The organism is Cupriavidus sp. KB_39 (genome assembly GCF_052114485.1).
Classification (GTDB): domain Bacteria; phylum Pseudomonadota; class Gammaproteobacteria; order Burkholderiales; family Burkholderiaceae; genus Cupriavidus.
Window position 1 is genome coordinate 1 of the sequence record NZ_JBFREV010000034.1, and the last position, 18,140, is coordinate 18,140.

Sequence of the window (18,140 nt, forward strand, 5' to 3'; positions counted from 1 at the left end):
CTTCACGGCACTGCTGGTTACGCACGATGTGTCCGAGGCGCTTCACGGCACTGCTGGTTACGCACGATGTGTCCGAGGCGATTGCGCTGGCCGACCGCGTGGTGCTGATCGAGGACGGCCGCATCGCGCTGGACCAGCGCGTGGACCTGCCCCGGCCCCGCCAACGCGGCGCGGCGGCGTTTGCGGAACGGGAGGCGGCGGTGCTCGACCGCGTGATGCGGAAGGCAGAGCCGGCCGCGGACACGCCCGCCGACCCACAAACCTCGCAGAATCTTCATGCCCCGTTGGCGGAGGAGCTTCTATGATGATCCATCAGGCCATCCACACACCGGCGTTGCCGGCGGAGCTGCCATGACCCTTTCGACGCAAGCCCTGTCTTCGTCGGCCAGCCCGCTGGCCACCTATCTCGACACCCTGCCGCGTGAGCCGGTGCCGGGGCGCGAGCTGTGGCGCGATGCGCGCGGGCAGGTGCAGGGCCAGTACTTCAACTGCTCGCTGACCAGCGCGTTCGAGCCGCTGGTGACGCTGGCGGCGCGCGAGGTGGTGGCCCATGAGGGCTCCATCCGCACCTATGCCGAGGACGGCGTGGGGCTGGCGGCGTGGAAGCTGTTCGCGATGGCGGCGGACGATGCCTCGCTGGTCTCGCTGGACCGCCTGTCGCGGCTGGTGCACGCCATCAACTACTTCGCGGCCGATGGTTCCCATCAGCTTGTCTTGAATGTTCACAATCGGCTGCTGGCCGCCGTGGCGGACGACCACGGCGCGGCGTTCCGGCGCGCGCTGGAGTCCTTGGGGCTGCCGATCGACCGTTTCGTGATCCAGGTGCCGGCTAGCGCCAATGACGACCTGCCGCTGCTGCTGCACGTGGTGGGCAACTACCGGCGCAACGGCTTCAAGGTGAGCCTGCAGGCATCGGACCCGGCCGAGGCCGGTGCGCTGATGGCGCACGCGCTGCCGGACTGGCTCAAGCTCGACATGCGCCGCACCTGGACCGACCGCCAGCTATCCGGCCTCCGTGCGAGCGCCGATACCGCCGGCGTGACGCTGATCGGCCGCCGGCTGCAGGACGACGTGGCCGTGGCGCGGCTGCAGGACGCGGGCATCGCGCTGGGGCAGGGCGTGGCTGTGGCCGGGGAGCCGGTGTCGGCACGTCACTTGCATGCAACGGAACATTCATCGACTGCCGCGCCAAGGGAGCCCGCATGACTGCATCGATCGCTTCGTTGTCTGCGTTGTTGCCGGATAGCAAGGCCGCGCCGCGCCTGGCGGTGCCGCGCGGCTTGCAGATCCTGACCGTGCCCGGGCTCCACGGCAGCGGGCCGGCCCACTGGCAGAGCCGTTGGGAAGCGAAGTTTCCGGAYTGGCAGCGCATCGATCAGCATGATTGGGGGCGCCCCAGCCTGCCGCTCTGGGCGGAACGGGTCTCGGAAGGCATCTCGCGCGCCCAGCGCGTGGCGCCGCGCGGGGCGGTACTCGTCGCGCACAGTTTCGGGTGCCTGGCCACGCTGCGCCAGGCGGTGCTGGACCCGGCCGGCGTGGCGGGCGTGCTGCTGGTGGCCCCGGCCGACCCGGACAAATTCGGCGTGGCCTCGCTGCTACCGACCTCCCGGCTGCCGTTTCCGACGATTCTCGTCGCCAGCCGCAACGATCCATGGATGCACCAGCGCACCGCCTTCTGCTGGGGCACGCTGTGGGGCAGCGAGCTGGTCGATGCCGGTCATCTCGGTCATATCAATGCCGATTCGGGGTTGGACGAGTGGCCAGAAGGGCAGGCCTTACTCGCCACTTTGCTGCAAAGAATTGAGTCCGATGGACAAATTTCGGCTTCAGGTGACGGGTCAGACACCTGGGAGGCCTCCGCCGAGGTCAGTCCGACCTTCCCTTATATTTAAAACGATTAAAGAAATTCGTAAAGATTCGTTCTGTTTATAAGGGCGTATCTGCAAAATTTGTCTCGTACACCGGCGCCTTATGCGCCGGCTTCATAAGACGAGACGACATGCCCCCATCGATCACCCTGGCGGCCCCCGCGCCCACCGACGCGCCGCGTCGGCCGGCCCGCTCCGGCACGCAACGGTTTACCGTGCTGCCCGGCTTCGGCCTGTCCCTGGGTTTCACCATCTTCTATCTGACGCTGATCGTCCTGATCCCGCTGTCGGCCACGTTCCTGAAGACGTTCACGATGACGTGGGACGCGTTCTGGACCACGGTGACCGCGCCGCGCGTGGTGGCGTCCTATCAGTTGAGCTTTGGCGCCTCGCTGGTGGCGGCCATCATCAATACCGTGTTCGGACTGGTGGTGGCGTGGGTGCTGGTGCGCTACCGCTTTCCGGGCAAGCGCCTGATCGACGCGCTGGTGGACCTGCCGTTCGCACTGCCCACCGCCGTGGCCGGTATCGCGCTGACGGCGCTGTTCGCGGGCAATGGCTGGATCGGCAAGTATCTGGAGCCCCTCGGCATCAAGGTGGCGTTTACGCCACTTGGTGTGGTGGTGGCGCTGACCTTCATCGGCCTGCCGTTCGTCGTGCGCACGGTGCAGCCGGTGCTGGAAGACGTGGAGCGTGAGCTTGAGGAAGCCGCTGCCAGCCTGGGCGCCTCCCGGCTCCAGACCTTCTGGCGCGTGATCCTGCCGGCCATCCTGCCGGCGCTGCTGACCGGCTTCGCGCTGTCGTTCGCCCGGGCCACGGGCGAGTACGGCTCGGTGGTGTTCATCTCCGGCAACATGCCGATGGTGTCCGAGATTGCCCCGCTGATGATTTATTCGAAGCTGGAGCAGTACGACTACGCCGGCGCCACCGCCGTGGCGGTGGTGATGCTGGTGATCTCGTTCGGGCTGCTGCTGTTGATCAACCTGTTGCAGGCGTGGACGCGCCGTTCCCAGTCGGGCCGCCGCGCTGCTGCGCTGCCTGACGGCAATCCGGAGGCGAACTGACATGGCCGGCGCAATTTCCCGACTCGGCGCCAACACCGGCGCCCCGCACCGCCACGACGCCACCGGCGAAGCCCCGTGGGTGCGCTACACCCTGATCACAGTGGCGGTGCTGTTCCTCGGCCTGTTCCTGTTCATCCCGCTGGCTTCGGTGTTCTACGAGGCGCTGAAGAAGGGCGTCGATACCTACTTCGCCGCGCTCGTGGAGCCGGACGCCGTTTCGGCGATCCAGCTCACGCTGCTGGTGGCCGTCATCGCCGTGCCGCTGAACGTGGTGTTCGGCGTGGCCGCCGCCTGGGCCATCGCCAAGTTCGAATTCCGGGGCAAGCAGCTGCTGACCACGCTGATCGACCTGCCGTTCTCGGTCTCGCCGGTTATCTCGGGCCTGATCTACGTGCTGATGTTCGGCGCGCAGGGCTGGTTCGGCCCGTGGCTGGAGGCGCACGATATCAAGATCATGTTCGCGGTGCCGGGCATCGTGCTGGCGACGATCTTCGTCACCTTCCCGTTCGTGGCGCGCGAGCTGATTCCGCTGATGCAGGCCCAGGGCAGCGAGGAAGAGGAGGCCGCCATCGTGCTGGGCGCCTCCGGCTGGCAGACCTTCCGCCATATCACGCTGCCGAACATCCGCTGGGGGCTGCTGTATGGCGTGATCCTGTGCAATGCGCGGGCGATGGGCGAGTTCGGCGCGGTGTCGGTGGTCTCGGGCCATATCCGCGGCCTGACCAACACCATGCCGCTGCACGTGGAAATTCTTTACAACGAGTACAACTTCGCGGCCGCGTTCGCGGTGGCGTCGCTGCTGACGCTGCTGGCGCTGGTCACGCTGGGCATCAAGACGCTGGTGGAACTCCGCGCCAGCAAGGAACATCAGGACGAGGGCGCGAGCCGCCCCGCGCCGACACTGCAAGGGCAGCCATCATGAGCATTCAGGTCAGGAACGTACAGAAGCATTTCGGCGATTTCGTCGCGCTGGACAACGTCTCGCTCGATTTCGACGAAGGCGAGCTGACCGCGCTGCTGGGGCCCTCGGGCTGCGGCAAGACCACGCTGCTGCGCATCATCGCCGGGCTGGAGCGCGCCGATGCGGGCCAGGTGGTGCTGGGCGGGCAGGATGCCTCGGCGCAGCATGTGCGCCAGCGCAACGTCGGCTTCGTCTTCCAGCATTACGCGCTGTTCAAGCACATGAGCGTGTTCGAGAACGTGGCCTTCGGACTGCGCGTGAAGCCGCGCGCCGAGCGGCCTTCGGAGGCGAAGATCCGCGAGAAGGTGAAGTCGCTGCTGGAGCTGGTGCAGCTCGACTGGCTGGCCGACCGCTACCCGGCGCAACTCTCGGGCGGGCAGCGTCAGCGGATTGCGCTGGCCCGCGCGCTGGCCGTGGAGCCGCGCGTGCTGCTGCTCGACGAGCCGTTCGGCGCGCTGGATGCCAAGGTGCGCAAGGAGCTGCGCCGCTGGCTGCGCCGCCTGCACGATGAACTGCACGTGACCAGCGTCTTCGTCACGCACGACCAGGAAGAGGCGCTGGAAGTGGCCGACCAGGTGGTGCTGATGAACCACGGCCGCGTGGAGCAGTTCGGCACGCCCGAGGCGGTCTACAACCATCCGGCCACGCCGTTCGTGTTCGGCTTCCTCGGCAATGTGAACCTGTTCCATGGTCGGCTGGAGGTGGGCGATACCGGCGGGCTGCTGCACACGGGCGATTCGGTGCTGCCCGTGGTGGGCAGCGGCCACGAGACCGCCGGCGACGCGGTGGCCTACGTCCGCCCGCATGACCTGGACGTGGAGCGCTACGCGCCGGGCACCGATGGCATCGCCGTCACGCTGCGCCGCGCGCTGACGCTGGGCCCGGTGGCCCAGCTCGAACTGGAACGCGAGGACAACCAGGACGTGATCGAGGTGGCGCTGCCGCTCGAACGCTTCCKCCATGCGGGCTTCCGGGAAGGCGAGTTGCTGGCGGTGCGTCCGCGCCAGTTGCGCGTCTTCACGGCCGGCACCCGTAACTGATCGCCCCCTATAAACAGAGCACCCAGGAGCGCCCCCATGAACTTCCAGCAACTGAGATCGATCCGCGAGGCGGTGCGCCGTCAGTTCAACCTGACGGAAGTGGCCAATGCGMTCTATACGTCACAACCGGGCGTGTCGCGCCAGATCCGCGAACTCGAGGAAGAACTCGGCGTGGAGATCTTCGAACGCTACGGCAAGCGGCTGACCGGGCTGACCGAGCCGGGCCGCGAGATCGTCCGCATCGTCGAACGGCTATTGCTCGAGGCCGAGAACCTGCGCCAGGCCGGCGATGAGTTCGCGGGCCGCCATACCGGCCGCCTGACCGTGGCCACGACCCACACGCAGGCGCGCTATGCGCTGCCGAAGGTGGTGCAGAGCTTCCGCCGCGAATATCCCCATGTGACGCTGGCGCTGCAGGAGGCGTCGCCGTCCCATATCGTCGAATTGCTGCTGACCGGGCAGGCCGACATCGGCATCGCCACGGAGGCCGTGGCCAACGAGGCCGGGCTGACCTCGTTCGAGGCCTATAGCTGGCAGCACGTGCTGGTGGTCTCGCCCGAGCATCCGCTGACGCGGCTGCCCGAGCCGACGCTGGAGGACATCGCCAATTTCCCGATCATCACCTACGACGCCGGTTTCACCGGGCGCCGCAAGATCGACGGGGCGTTTGCCGATGCCGGTCTCCAGCCGGAAATCGTGCTGACGGCAATGGATGCCGACGTGATCAAGACCTATGCCGAGCTGGACCTGGGCGTGGGGATCATCGCCTCGATGGCCTACGACGCCCGCAAGGACGCCGGCCTGGTGCGGATCTCCGCCGACCATCTGTTCGAGCCGAACACGACCAGCGTGGCCGTGCGGCGRGGCGCCTACCTGCGCGGCTACGCGCACGCGTTCATCAATATGTTCGCGCCGCATCTGTCGCGCGACACGGTGTCCACGGCGCTGGCCGAGAGCGTCAACCGTCCGGCGCTGGCCGCCTGATCCTGCGCGAACGGCTTTCAAACGGCCGTTCGCGGGGTCGCCAACAACAGATCTCCCCAAAATCCTGCCTCCCGGTCGGCCCGGCGCACACTTCGCGCCGTGTGCCGCCGTTTCGTCGCACGATGCTTCCTTCCTCGCCGCGTCCGGCGTAAAGTGCCCTCACGCAGACCGCCTTTTAAGCAAATTGCGATAACAGGCGGATGCATGCTGCAGTGCATCATCAGAATGCCACGCGGCCATTGCCGTGAATCAACGAGGAGGGAAGACCATGCGGCAAATCCATGTCGCCGGGGACGGGTGCGTCATCCTGGCGGACGTCCGCCTATGAAGCGCTGCCTCTCCACCGCGCTGCCATCGCGGCTGAATATCCTTGGCCGCGACCTGCTGTTCGTGCTTTGCATGAACACGGTGATCGCCGTCAGCCTGAACTACGGCTTCCAGACGGGTGGCACCTTCGCGCACAACTTCCTCTATAGCCAGCTGATTGGCCTGTCGATCTGGGTCTTTATCGACGTGCCGCGCGTGCTGATCTGGTGGAACGACCGCCCGCGCCGCTGGCCGTTCATGTGCCTGGCCGTGGTGGCCGTGCCGCTGGGCGTGGTGCTCGGTAGCTGGGCCACGCGCGCGCTGCTGGGGCTGCCGGTCAAGTCGCAGGCCGAGACCGGCGACATGCTGCGCATGTGCCTGGTGGTGGGCATGCTGGCCTCGGCGAGCATGATCTATTTCTACTGGTCGCGCGAGAAGCTGGCCTACCTGGAACGGCAGGCCGCGCTGGACGCGCTCCAGCGCGAAGAATCCGAGAAGCAGCTCGTGCGCGCCCAGCTGATGGCGCTGCAGGCGCAGATCGAACCCCATTTCCTGTTCAACTCGCTGGCCAACCTCGACGGGCTGATCGCCACCGATCCGCGCGCGGCGCGGCAACTGCTGCAGCGGCTGATCGGCTTCCTGCGCATGTCGCTGCAACACACGCGGGCGGAGCAGTGCACGCTGAAGCAGGAGTTCGAGCTGCTGCGCAGCTATCTCGATATCCAGGGCATGCGCTTTGGCGCGCGGCTCGACTTCCAGATCGACCTGCCGCCGGCGCTGGCCGAGGCCGAGATTCCGCCGATGCTGATCCAGCCGCTGGTGGAGAACGCGGTGACGCACGGCATCGAGCCTTGCATGCGGGGCGGCAAGATCACGCTGTCTGCCCGGGAAGCCGGCGACGGCAGCGTGCAGGTCATCATCGCCGATAGCGGCGTGGGCTTCTGCCAGGGCCACAGCAAGGGCTCGGGCATGGGTCTGACCCATGTGCGCGAGCGCCTGGCGCGGATCTTCGGCGCCACAGCCAGCATGCAGATGGAAGAAAACACCCCGCGCGGCGTGGTGGTGCGGGTGACGCTGCCGCTGGTACGGCGGACCGATCCCACGCTCGCCCCCGTGCGCGCTCCCGCGCAAGGTAGCGCGCCGGCCATGGCCGCGCCTGCCGTTTCCAGTTCCTGATTCCTTTCTGCCTCCCCGAGTCCGACCCCATGAGTCCGACCCTGCTGATCGCTGACGACGAACTGCTGCTGGCCCGCGTGCTGGCGTCCGAACTGGCCGGGCTCTGGCCCGAGGCGAATATCGTCGCCGTGGTCCATGACGGCGTGGCGGCGCTCGATGCCGCGCGCGAACATCGGCCCGACGTGGCCTTCCTCGACATCCGCATGCCCGGCATGAGCGGCATGGACGTGGCGCGCGAACTGATCGAGTTCGACGACCCGCCGCTGGTGGTCTTCGTCACCGCCTACGACCAGTTCGCGCTGGAAGCCTTCGAGCGCGCCGCCGTGGACTACGTGCTGAAGCCGGTGCAGCGCGAGCGGCTGGAGGCCACCGTCTGCCGGCTCAAGGCGCGCATGGAGGCSCGGGACAGCAGCCACGAGACCCACGACGTGGGCGCSATGGTCGATGCAGACAAGCTCGCGCAACTGCTGCACCGGCTGGAGTCGCTCGAGAACCAGACCCCGACGCGTTCCGCCGGGCAGTATTTGCGCTTTATCAAGGCGCTGGTGGGGCAGGAGGTCCGCATCATCCCCGTGGACGAAGTGGTCTACCTCGAAGCCACCGACAAGTACGTGAACGTGGTCTCCACCAGCGGCGAGGCGCTGATCCGCACCAGCCTGCGCGAACTGGCGCAGCAGCTGGACCCGGACCGCTTCTGGCAGATCCATCGCGGCACGGTGGTCAATATCGACTGCGTGGCCAGCGCGATCACCCAGTCGCTGGGTCGGCTCTCGCTGCGGCTGCGCGACCGCGAGGAAGTGCTGCCGGTGGCGCGGCAGTACGCGCACCTGTTCAAGCAGATGTAAGGCGGCAGGCCGCCTCAATCCGCCATATTTCCTCTACCATGGCCGCTTCCCGAGTGGCTATTTTCCGAGGAGACGTCCTGATGCCCCGCGTTTTCGTCTACGGTACGCTGCGTGCCGGCGAGGTCAACGACCTGAACCGCGCGGCTGCGCGCCATGGCATTGCCGCGCCGACGCTGATCGGCACGGGCGTGCTGGCGGGCCGGCTGTATGACTTCGGCACCTATCCGGGGCTTGTGCCTGACGCGGCGGCCGGGCCGGTGACCGGCGATCTCTACGACATCCCCGACGCGCTGCTGCCCGTGCTCGACGAGATCGAGGAGGTCTACCCGGGTCAGGCCACGCTGTTCCTGCGCGAATCCTGCATCGTCGACTGCAACGGCGCGCCCATCGAATGTCTGCTGTATCCGGTGGCCGATGCTGCCGTGGCCGGGCTCGCCCGTATCGACAGCGGCGACTGGGTGGCCTACCGCAAGGCCCGCGACGGCGTGGCGGCCTGATCCAGACTTGTCACGTTTCAAACACCGTCGCGCGGCTCGCGGCGGTGCGGCGTTCGGCGTAGCATGGATCGACGATGACAGCACCGGCTGTCATCGCGCCATCCCCGGAGCCTGCCGCCGATGCCTGCCAGCCATCCCCTGCATATAGATATAGAGCGAGACGGGCCGCAGCCGTATCCCTATCCGGCCTGCCAGTTCCACGTCCAGTCCGGCACCGTACGGCTGGCGGCAACGGCGTGGGGCGATCCCGCCAAGCCAGTGGTGGTGCTGGTGCACGGCTACCCGGACAACAGCCACGTCTGGCACGGCGTGGCCGAGGCGCTGGCCGACCGCTTCTATGTGATTGCGTACGACGTGCGCGGCGCTGGGGCCTCGGACGTGCCGCCGCGCGTGGATGACTACCGGCTGGAACGGCTCGCCGATGATTTCATCGCGGTCATCGACGCCGTGGCGCCAGATCGGCGCGTGCATCTGGTCGGCCACGACTGGGGATCGATCCAGGGCTGGGAATTCGTGACCGACCCGCGCCTCTACGGGCGCATCGCGTCGTTCACCTCGTGCTCGGGGCCGTGCCTCGACCATGCCGCCAGCGCGCTGCGCACATCGGAGCGGCGCACGTGGGCGCAGCGGCGCGCCACGCTGCGGCAGGCGCTGGCCTCGTGGTACATCGTCTTCTTCCATATTCCCAAGCTGCCCGAATGGCACTGGCGCCTCTGGCTCGGGCGCGGCTGGACACACTGGCTGCGCCATACCGAGGGGCTGTTCGCGCCGCCCAATCCCACGCAGACCGCCGATGGCATCCATGGCCTGCGGCTCTATCGCGCCAACTTCCGCGCCCGGCTGCGCGCCCCGCGCGAGCGCCGGGCCCATGCGCCGGTGCAGGTCATCGTGCCGACGCTGGACCGCTACTTGCGTCCCGCACTCACCGAGAACCTCGGCAAATGGGTGGCGGACCTCTGGCGCCGGCAGGTGGAGGCCCACCACTGGTTGCCGCTGGCCCAGCCCCGGCGCATGGCGACGATGGTCAGCGAATTTGTCGACCATCTGGAAGGCGCACCGGCGTCGCCGGACCTCGCAAAAGCCCGAGTGTCGTCCTCGGCTGCCAATATTTCATGATGTGGAAAGCTGTTTTGGTGCGCAAAAATACATGGGTGCGCGGCACAACGGGCATTTCTCATCATGAAAGATTGCGTGCCGCATCGTGAAAATTGTTTTTCAACATACTGATTATTAAGGRWTAAAAATCTCTGCCTGACGATGAATGAGCGCTGTTGCGACGCGGGAAGCTTCCCTACACTCTTATATAAGACACATGACCTGAGACGCCAAAATCACGGCGACGCAGGGTGTCACAAGATCCGAAGCCAAGTACCCGAATTTTCGCCAACTACCCATCTGTCATCAGGAGAGTGAACATGACTTCCCGCCAACAACAAATCGACGCCCTGCAAAAAGACTGGGACACCAACCCCCGCTGGAAGGGCATTCAACGTCACTACACCGCCGAAGACGTGGTGCGCCTGCGCGGCTCGGTCCAGATCGAGCACACGCTGGCCCGCCGCGGCGCCGACAAGCTCTGGCACCTGCTGAACACCGAGCCGTTCGTCAACACGCTCGGCGCGCTGACCGGCAACCAGGCCATGCAACAGGTGAAGGCCGGCCTGAAGGCCATCTACCTGTCCGGCTGGCAAGTGGCCGGCGACGCCAACCTGGCCGGCGAGATGTACCCGGACCAGTCGCTGTACCCGGCCAACTCGGTGCCGATGGTGGTCAAGCGCATCAACAACACGTTCCAGCGCGCCGACCAGATCCAGTGGAGCGAAGGCAAGGGTGACACCGACTTCTTCGCCCCGATCGTGGCCGATGCCGAAGCCGGTTTCGGTGGTGTGCTGAATGCGTTCGAACTGATGAAGTCGATGATCGACGCGGGCGCCGCCGGCGTTCACTTCGAAGACCAGCTCGCCTCKGTGAAGAAGTGCGGCCACATGGGTGGCAAGGTGCTCGTGCCGACGCGTGAAGCCGTGGCCAAGCTGACGGCCGCGCGCCTGGCTGCCGACGTCTCGGGCACCCCGACGCTGGTGATCGCCCGGACCGACGCCGAAGCCGCCGACCTGCTGACCTCGGACGTGGACGAGCGCGACCAGCCGTTCCTGACCGGCGAACGCACCGTGGAAGGCTTCTATCGCACCAAGCCGGGCATCGAGCAGTCCATCGCCCGTGCACTGGCCTACGCCGAAGTGGCTGACCTGGTGTGGTGCGAAACCGGCAAGCCGGACCTGGAGTTCGCCAAAAAGTTTGCCGAGGCCGTCCACGCCAAGTTCCCGGGCAAGATGCTGGCCTACAATTGCTCGCCGTCGTTCAACTGGAAGAAGAACCTCGACGACGCCACGATCGCCAAGTTCCAGAAGGAACTGGGCGCGATGGGCTACAAGTTCCAGTTCATCACGCTGGCTGGCTTCCACTCGCTGAACTACTCGATGTTCAACCTGGCCCACGGCTACGCCCGCAACCAGATGAGCGCGTTCGTGGAACTGCAGGAGAACGAGTTCGCCGCGGCCGAGAAGGGCTTCACCGCCGTCAAGCACCAGCGCGAAGTGGGCACCGGTTACTTCGACGCCGTGACGCAGGCCATCGAAGGCGGCCAGTCGTCGACGACCGCGCTGAAGGGCTCGACCGAAGACGAGCAGTTCTTCGACAAGAAGGTGGCCTGATACCTGGCTAGTCGTCGATAAGGCGACAAAACGCCGCGCCGTCCGGTAGGGGACGGCGCGGCGTTTTTCATTCCGGGGACGGCAGCCGGACTAGGGCTGCTGCGCCGGGATGCTGAATTCCTCGATCTCCAGCAGCGGCTGGAGGATGTGGCCCCATTCCTTGTCGACGTAACCACGCAGCTTGCCATCGGTTAGATAGTTGGCCACGGCGCCCAGTGCCAGCGAGTTGTCGAGGTACAGCGCGCAGTTGGATACGACGCCGGTCTGCACGTCGACACTGTCCATCAGGCCGTATGTCGGATGGTTCAGGGTGGGGAAGTTGGCCGTCAGTTTGCGCATGGCGTCGATCACGGCTTCGGGCGATACCACCGGGCCRGCACGGGTGGACTCGCGCTGCCCCACCGGACGGTAGCCGCCAGCCACGGACAGCGGCGGTGCGCCGTACTCGGTGTACCCGCCCGTGGCCGGAATGGTGGCGGGCGAGAAGCCCCAGTAGCCGAACTGGTCGAGCCCATACTGGATCTGCGCCTTGGCCATGTTCGGATGCGAGCGCGCCCAGCTGTTGATGCCCCATTTCTGCTCGTTGATCATGATCGGCACGGCAAAGGTCTCGAACACGGAGCCGCCCCAGGTCGGGATGAAGGACCGGCCGCCGAAGCTGCGCGAGGCCTCGTAGACGCGCACGCCGTCATAGGTGCGGTACTTCGTCTGGTCGATGCTGCGCTCGGACCATTCCGGCACGCGGTCAAGGTGGAAGTACTGGCTGCGCGGCACATTGCCGAGCGCGATGGCCGCATAGCTGATCAGCCACCATTTTTAGCCCTGCTGCGCAGGCTCCGCCGGGATGCTGAATTCCTCGATCTCCAGCAGCGGCTGCAGCATGTGGCCCCATTCCTTGTCCACATAGCCGCGCAGCTTGCCATCGGTCAGGTAGTTGGTCACGGCGCCCAGCGCCCAACCGACGTTGCCGGCGAGCAGGCACTTGGAAACGGTGCCGTTTTCCACGTCGACACTGTCCATCAGGCCGTATTGCGGGTGGTTCAGCGTGGGGAAGTTGTCGAGCAGCTTCTTCATGTTGGCCATCACCGCCTCGGGGTCCTCCTCGATCAACAGCAGGACCGAGTAGAGCGACACCACCGGGCCGGCACGGGTCGCCACGTGTTGCCCGCGCGGGTTGTAGCCGGAGCCGCCCAGCGAAGCCGGCGGCGTGCCGTACTCGGTGTATCCGGCGTTGGCCGGCACGGAAGCGGGCGAAAAGCCCCAGTAGCCAAAGGTGTCGAGGCCGTACTTGATCTGCGTCTTGGCCATGTTCGGATGCGAGCGCCCCCAGCTGTTGGGGCCCCATTTGGATTCGGAAATCACCACGGGCACCGCGAACGATTCGAACACCGAGCCGCCGTTGGTCGGCATGAAATGCCGGCCGTCATAGGAGCGGGTGCCTTCATATACCCGGACGCCCTCGTAGGTGCGGAACTTCGCCGGGTCCTGCGAGCGCTCGGCCCAGGTCGGTACGCGGCCGATGTTGAAATACTGGCTGCGCGGCACGGTTCCGAGGGCGATGCCGACATAGGCCAGCAGCCGTGTCTCGCCGAGCAGGCCGTAGGTCATCCCCGAATATGTCTGCGTCTTGGGATTGAAGGAGATCTCGTATTGCTGTTTTTGCGGATGCACCATGGTCTCGAAGCGCATCTGGCCGAGGATGGCGCCAGCCTGCGCGGCGAGCTCGGGGTACGCCTGTTTGGCCATGGCGAGGCTGACCGCCAGCCAGGCATTCTCGATCGAACCCACATCGCCGGAGGGTATGGCTGTCCGGTTGTCCGTGGTGCCATGGAACAGGCCACCGGGCGCGCCATTCTGCCGGGCTGTTGCTTGCAGCACGGCGAGGGMGTCCAGATGGCGCGCCACGCGCCGCTGGGCTTCGGCGGCGTCCAGCAGGCCAAGATCACGCGCGGCAGTCACGTTCCAGATGAACTGGCCGAGGTTGCCGGTGAACACCCAGCCCACCGGGCTGGCTACGCCTTGCGCGTTCATGCAGGACTTGTTGACCGGCAGCGCGCGGCCAGGGTCCAGCGTTTCGGCGGACTTCCATAGGGCTTCGGCGTATACGCGAGCCTGCGTTTTCAGTACCGAGTCCCGCGTGATCACTTCTGTCTCGGTGGGCGGTCCCGGGTGGGGAATGGGCGGGATCGGCTGCGGCTCGGGCGGGACGGGAACAGGGGCCGGTGGCGTGGGCGCAGGCGCGGGTGGCTCCGGCGTGGGGGGCGTTGGCGCGGGTTCGACGTTGGGCGGCAGCGGGGCCGGGCCCGCCTCGGGTTGGGTCACGGAGATGTCCGTGCCAATCGGTTCCGAATCGTCGCCGCCCCCACCGCAGGCGGCCAGCAGCGCACTGACGCCAAGACAGATTGCTCGGCGGGTCAAGGGGCGGACGTAAAGATCGATTGCCATCATGCTCTTCCCAGTTGGAAATGGATGATGGATTCTCGTCAACGGCGGGGATCAAGAGAATCGTAGTTCGTCCAATTCCTAGGGCCAATCGGCACAATCCTGGCGGAATTGCGATGCGGCGATGACATATGAAGCAACAAGGCCGCGCATGTTGCCGTGCGCGGCCTTGATGTGAACTGACGCGGCGGGATGCCGCTGGTTCAGCGTGTCATCGATAAACGATGACCGGGATGTCGGTGTGAGTCAGGACCTTCTGGGTTTCGCTGCCGAGCAGCAGGCCGGACAGTCCGCGCCGGCCGTGCGAAGCCATGAAGATCACGTCGCAGCCATGGCGTTCGGCCGCGTCGATGATGCCGAGGTAGGGCACCGCGAAGGTGGTCATGTCGGCGTCGAACGGCAGGCCATCGGCCACGGCGGCGGTCTCGATCTCCTTCAGGTAGAGCCGCGCCTGATTCTCGATCCGGTCCCGGAAGGCTTGCGGGGCCTCGACGACAATCTCGCTAAACGGCGTGTAGGGGTATTCCTCCAGACAGACATAGGCGGTGACCCGGGCACCAATCGCCTTGGCCAGCTCCAGGCCGCCATTGATGGCCTTTTTGGAGAGTTCCGACCCGTCGGTGGGCAACAGGATGTGCTTGAACATGCCATACCTCCTTTCACGAATTTAAAGATTTCACGATAAGGYGGGGCAGGCCAGACGGCGCCTGTCTGATTGGATTGTAGTCAGTGTGAAGCAGTCGCCATTGCGGAATATCAATGTTTACAGTGGGTGAAACCACCTATGCCACGGCGGCGGACGCCTCGGCGGCGGCGCTGGTCGGCGCCTGCTCGGCGCGGCGCCAGTAGGCCGGGTTGCCGTAGGTGTGCTTCAGATGGTCGATGAACAGCCGTACGCGCAGCGGCAGGTGCTTGCGCTGGGGGAACACCGCGTGGATGCCGATGGGCGGCGCCTGGAAGTCGTCGAGCACGGTGACAAGCCGGCCGCTGGCGATTTCCTGGCCCACCTCCCACCAGGACCGCCACGCCAGCCCATGGCCTTCGAGGCACCACGCGTGCAGCACGGCGCCGTCGGTGCATTCCATATTGCCGCCCACCTTGACCGTGACCGCGCGCCCATCCTGCTGGAACACCCAGCCGCGCTGCACGTTGGCACTGGCGCCGAAAGCCAGGCAATTGTGGCGTGACAGGTCCTCCGGCAGCTTCGGCGTGCCGGCGCGGGCCAGATAGCCGGGGGAGGCCACCACCACGCGGCGGTTTTCCGCCAGGCGGATCGAGACGAGGCTGGAATCGGGCAGGTCACCGAGGCGGATGGCGCAGTCAAAGCCTTCGTTGACGAGATCGACCACCCGATCGGAGAGGTCGAGCGTAAGCGTCACGTCCGGGTGCGATTCGATGAACAGCGGCACCACCGGCGCCACATGCTTGCGGCCGAAGCCAGCCGGGGCGGTCACCCGCAGGTGGCCGCTGGCCTTGACGCCGCCGGCCGAGACGCTGGCCTCGGCGTTGTGCAGGTCGTTCAGGATGCGCTGGCAGTCCTCGAGGAAGGCGGAGCCTTCGAACGTCAGCGTGATCTTGCGTGTGGTGCGCACCAGCAGCTTCACGCCGAGCCGTTCTTCCAGCGCATCGATGCGACGCCCGATGATCGCCGGCGCCACGCCTTCGGCGGCGGCGGCAGCCGAGAGGCTGCCACGTGACGCGACCGATACAAAAGTCTCCAATTGCTTGAAATGATCCACGAAAGCTCGCCGGTTAATACACAGTCTTGTGCGGATCGGCCAAGATTAGTTGCCCAAAAGTAAAAGATCAAGTGACCCGGTGCGACTTTGCCGCACTGCAACGACTGACTACAATCGGATGCATTCAACGGTGTACAGGCCCATTCAGTCCCTCCATGAACAAGATCCGCGCGGTGGTGTTCGATGCCTACGGCACGCTGTTCGACGTGTATTCGGTCACGGCGCGCGCGGAGCAGTTGTTTCCCGGCAAGGGAGAGGCCCTGGCGCTGTTGTGGCGCGAACGCCAGATCGATTACACGCGGCTGCGCACCATGGCCGCGCCGGACGGCGCGCTGTACAAGCCGTTCTGGGCGCTGACCGTGGATGCGCTGCGCTACGCCGCGGAGCGCCTCGGGCTGAAGCTGGCCGAGGCCACCGAGGCGCAACTGCTCAAGGAGTACGCCTGCCTTTCGGCCTTCCCCGAGAACCTCGGCGCGCTCAAGCGGCTGCGCCGCGCGGGGCTGCCGCTGGGCATCCTGTCGAATGGCAACCCCGAGATGCTCGACATCTCGGTCAAGAGCGCAGGCATGCACGGGTTGTTCGACCAYGTGCTGTCGGTCGATGCGGTGCGCCAGTACAAGACCGCGCCGGCCGCCTACGCGCTGGGGCCGCAGGCCTTCGACCTGCCCGCCGGGGACATCGCCTTCGTGTCCTCGAACGGCTGGGACGCGTGCGGCGCCACCTGGTATGGCTACAAGACTTTCTGGATCAACCGTGCCGGCCACCCGGCGGAGCGCCTGGACGTGGCGCCCACCGGCACCGGGCACGACATGAACGACCTGCTGGCCTTCCTCGCCGCCTCCGGCGTCGCGGTCTGACGGACGGGTCCACCCAACAACACACCATCGCACACACAGGAGAAGACTGATGGCTATCACGCTGCCCGCGGGCATGAAGATTACCGGCGACATCCTGCCGGCCTACGAAGACATCCTCACGCCGGAAGCCCTGGCCCTGGTCGACAAGCTGCATCGCGCCTTCGAGCCGCGCCGCCAGGAACTGCTGGCCGCCCGCGTGGCGCGCGCCAAGCGCCTGGATGCCGGCGAACTCCCGGACTTCCTGCCGGAGACCAAGAGCGTCCGCGAAGGCGAATGGAAGGTGGCACCGGTGCCGCAGGCGCTGGAGTGCCGTCGTGTGGAAATCACCGGTCCGGTGGAAGCCAAGATGGTGATCAACGCCTTCAACTCGGGCGCTGACAGCTACATGACGGACTTCGAGGACTCCAACACCCCGAACTGGCACAACCAGATGCAGGGCCAGGTGAACCTGAAGGCCGCCGTGCGCCGCACGCTGACGCTGGACTCCAACGGCAAGCACTACAAGCTCAACGACAAGATCGCCACGCTGCAGGTGCGCCCGCGCGGCTGGCACCTGGAAGAGAAGCACGTCACCATCGACGGCAAGCGCATCTCGGGCGGCATCTTCGACTTCGCACTGTTCCTGTTCCACAACGCCCGCGAGCAGATCGCGCGTGGCGCCGGCCCGTTCTTCTACCTGCCGAAGATGGAAAGCCACCTGGAGGCCCGCCTCTGGAACGACATCTTCGTGATGGCCCAGAACGAGATTGGCCTGCCGCAGGGCACGGTCAAGGCCACGGTGCTGATCGAGACCATCCTGGCCGCGTTCGAGATGGAGGAAATCCTCTATGAACTGCGCGACCACAGCGCTGGCCTGAACGCCGGCCGCTGGGACTACATCTTCTCRTGCATCAAGAAGTTCAAGGTGGACAAGGACTTCTGCCTGGCAGACCGCGCCAAGGTCACGATGACCGCGCCGTTCATGCGCGCCTACGCGCTGCTGCTGCTGAAGACCTGCCACAAGCGCGGTGCGCCCGCGATTGGCGGCATGAGCGCCCTGATCCCGATCAAGAACGATCCGGAAAAGAACGCCATCGCCATGGAAGGCATCATCAGCGACAAGCGCCGTGACGCTACCGATGGCTACGACGGCGGCTGGGTGGCCCACCCGGGTCTGGTCGCGCCGGCGATGAAGGAATTTGTGGAAGTGCTCGGCGACAAGCCGAACCAGTTCGAGAAGCAGCGTCCGGACGTGAACGTGAAGGGCGCCGACCTGCTCGACTTCAAGCCCGAGGCCCCGATCACCGAGCACGGCCTGCGCATGAACATCAACGTGGGCATCCATTACCTGGGCGCCTGGCTGGCCGGCAACGGCTGCGTGCCGATCCACAACCTGATGGAAGATGCCGCCACGGCCGAGATCTCGCGCTCGCAGGTCTGGCAATGGATCCGCTCGCCGAAGGGCAAGCTGGAAGACGGCCGCAAGGTGACCGCCGAGCTGGTGCGCGCGCTGATTCCGGAAGAACTGGCCAAGGTGAAGGCACTCGTGGGTGGCGATACCAGCACTTATGATCGCGCCGCGCAGATCTTCGAGGAAATGTCGACGTCGGAAGACTTCGCCGAATTCCTGACGCTGCCGCTGTACGAGGAAGTCTGAGTTTCTTCAGGCTT

Annotated in this window: 17 protein-coding genes and 1 pseudogene; 14 read left to right on the forward strand and 4 right to left on the reverse strand. The window is 66.0% G+C overall.

Going from position 1 to position 18,140, the window contains the following annotated elements; translation table 11 throughout:
* From AB4Z27_RS22085 to aceA, 12 genes and pseudogenes are all read left to right on the forward strand, one after another.
* Window positions 1-305 (forward strand): annotated as a pseudogene (locus AB4Z27_RS22085) (hypothetical protein); the annotation flags it as partial.
* A 46-nt stretch (window positions 306-351) separates the two neighbouring features.
* Window positions 352-1,206, forward strand: a complete 855-nt coding sequence (locus AB4Z27_RS22090; protein WP_092289396.1) for an EAL domain-containing protein — start codon at window positions 352-354, stop codon at window positions 1,204-1,206.
* The gene (locus tag AB4Z27_RS22095) at window positions 1,203-1,892 is read left to right on the forward strand and encodes an RBBP9/YdeN family alpha/beta hydrolase (RefSeq protein WP_441645267.1); all 690 of its coding nucleotides are present in this window, start codon (window positions 1,203-1,205) and stop codon (window positions 1,890-1,892) included. The genes AB4Z27_RS22090 and AB4Z27_RS22095 overlap by 4 nt, the downstream gene beginning before the upstream one ends.
* A gap of 107 nt (window positions 1,893-1,999) precedes the next feature.
* Entirely contained in the window at window positions 2,000-2,932 is a 933-nt protein-coding gene (cysT, locus tag AB4Z27_RS22100; RefSeq protein ID WP_092289392.1) for a sulfate ABC transporter permease subunit CysT, read from the forward strand.
* A gap of 1 nt (window position 2,933) precedes the next feature.
* Window positions 2,934-3,854 (forward strand): sulfate ABC transporter permease subunit CysW, encoded by a 921-nt coding sequence (gene cysW / locus AB4Z27_RS22105; protein WP_441593587.1) that lies wholly within the window; start codon window positions 2,934-2,936, stop codon window positions 3,852-3,854.
* Window positions 3,851-4,933: a sulfate/molybdate ABC transporter ATP-binding protein gene (locus tag AB4Z27_RS22110; RefSeq protein WP_441645268.1), complete on the forward strand. Its 1,083-nt coding sequence runs from the start codon at window positions 3,851-3,853 to the stop codon at window positions 4,931-4,933. The genes cysW and AB4Z27_RS22110 overlap by 4 nt, the downstream gene beginning before the upstream one ends.
* Before the next feature lie 36 nt (window positions 4,934-4,969).
* Entirely contained in the window at window positions 4,970-5,917 is a 948-nt protein-coding gene (locus tag AB4Z27_RS22115; RefSeq protein ID WP_441645269.1) for a CysB family HTH-type transcriptional regulator, read from the forward strand.
* 324 nt (window positions 5,918-6,241) lie between these two features.
* Complete coding sequence (locus AB4Z27_RS22120) at window positions 6,242-7,399, forward strand: sensor histidine kinase (protein ID WP_441645270.1); 1,158 nt, start codon at window positions 6,242-6,244, stop codon at window positions 7,397-7,399.
* A gap of 29 nt (window positions 7,400-7,428) precedes the next feature.
* Window positions 7,429-8,244, forward strand: coding sequence for a LytR/AlgR family response regulator transcription factor (locus AB4Z27_RS22125; RefSeq protein ID WP_092289383.1), 816 nt, complete (start codon window positions 7,429-7,431; stop codon window positions 8,242-8,244).
* Window positions 8,245-8,324: 80 nt separating this feature from the next.
* Window positions 8,325-8,741, forward strand: a complete 417-nt coding sequence (locus AB4Z27_RS22130; RefSeq protein WP_092289381.1) for a gamma-glutamylcyclotransferase family protein — start codon at window positions 8,325-8,327, stop codon at window positions 8,739-8,741.
* 120 nt (window positions 8,742-8,861) lie between these two features.
* The gene (locus AB4Z27_RS22135; RefSeq protein ID WP_441645271.1) at window positions 8,862-9,857 is read left to right on the forward strand and encodes an alpha/beta fold hydrolase; all 996 of its coding nucleotides are present in this window, start codon (window positions 8,862-8,864) and stop codon (window positions 9,855-9,857) included.
* 299 nt (window positions 9,858-10,156) lie between these two features.
* On the forward strand, window positions 10,157-11,452 hold the full coding sequence (gene aceA, locus AB4Z27_RS22140; protein ID WP_092289378.1) for an isocitrate lyase: 1,296 nt from the start codon (window positions 10,157-10,159) through the stop codon (window positions 11,450-11,452).
* Window positions 11,453-11,542: 90 nt separating this feature from the next.
* Here the strand turns inward: aceA and AB4Z27_RS22145 are convergent, their stop codons facing one another.
* The 4 genes from AB4Z27_RS22145 to AB4Z27_RS22160 form a co-directional block, all read right to left on the reverse strand.
* Window positions 11,543-12,226, reverse strand: coding sequence for a hypothetical protein (locus AB4Z27_RS22145; protein WP_441645272.1), 684 nt, complete (start codon window positions 12,224-12,226; stop codon window positions 11,543-11,545).
* A 42-nt stretch (window positions 12,227-12,268) separates the two neighbouring features.
* A complete protein-coding gene (locus AB4Z27_RS22150; RefSeq protein WP_441645273.1) occupies window positions 12,269-13,774 on the reverse strand; it encodes a DUF3131 domain-containing protein in 1,506 nt (501 codons plus the stop codon).
* Window positions 13,775-14,105: 331 nt separating this feature from the next.
* Window positions 14,106-14,540, reverse strand: a complete 435-nt coding sequence (locus AB4Z27_RS22155) for a universal stress protein (protein WP_092289374.1) — start codon at window positions 14,538-14,540, stop codon at window positions 14,106-14,108.
* Window positions 14,541-14,676: 136 nt separating this feature from the next.
* Window positions 14,677-15,633 carry a LysR family transcriptional regulator gene (locus tag AB4Z27_RS22160; RefSeq protein ID WP_092289372.1) on the reverse strand — a complete coding sequence of 319 codons (957 nt, stop codon included), beginning with the start codon at window positions 15,631-15,633 and terminating at the stop codon, window positions 14,677-14,679.
* 155 nt (window positions 15,634-15,788) lie between these two features.
* Between AB4Z27_RS22160 and AB4Z27_RS22165 the strand changes: the two genes are divergently transcribed.
* A complete protein-coding gene (locus AB4Z27_RS22165; RefSeq protein WP_441645274.1) occupies window positions 15,789-16,490 on the forward strand; it encodes a haloacid dehalogenase type II in 702 nt (233 codons plus the stop codon).
* 49 nt (window positions 16,491-16,539) lie between these two features.
* Window positions 16,540-18,126, forward strand: coding sequence for a malate synthase A (aceB, locus tag AB4Z27_RS22170; protein ID WP_092289369.1), 1,587 nt, complete (start codon window positions 16,540-16,542; stop codon window positions 18,124-18,126).
* The last annotated feature ends 14 nt before the right edge of the window (window positions 18,127-18,140 follow it).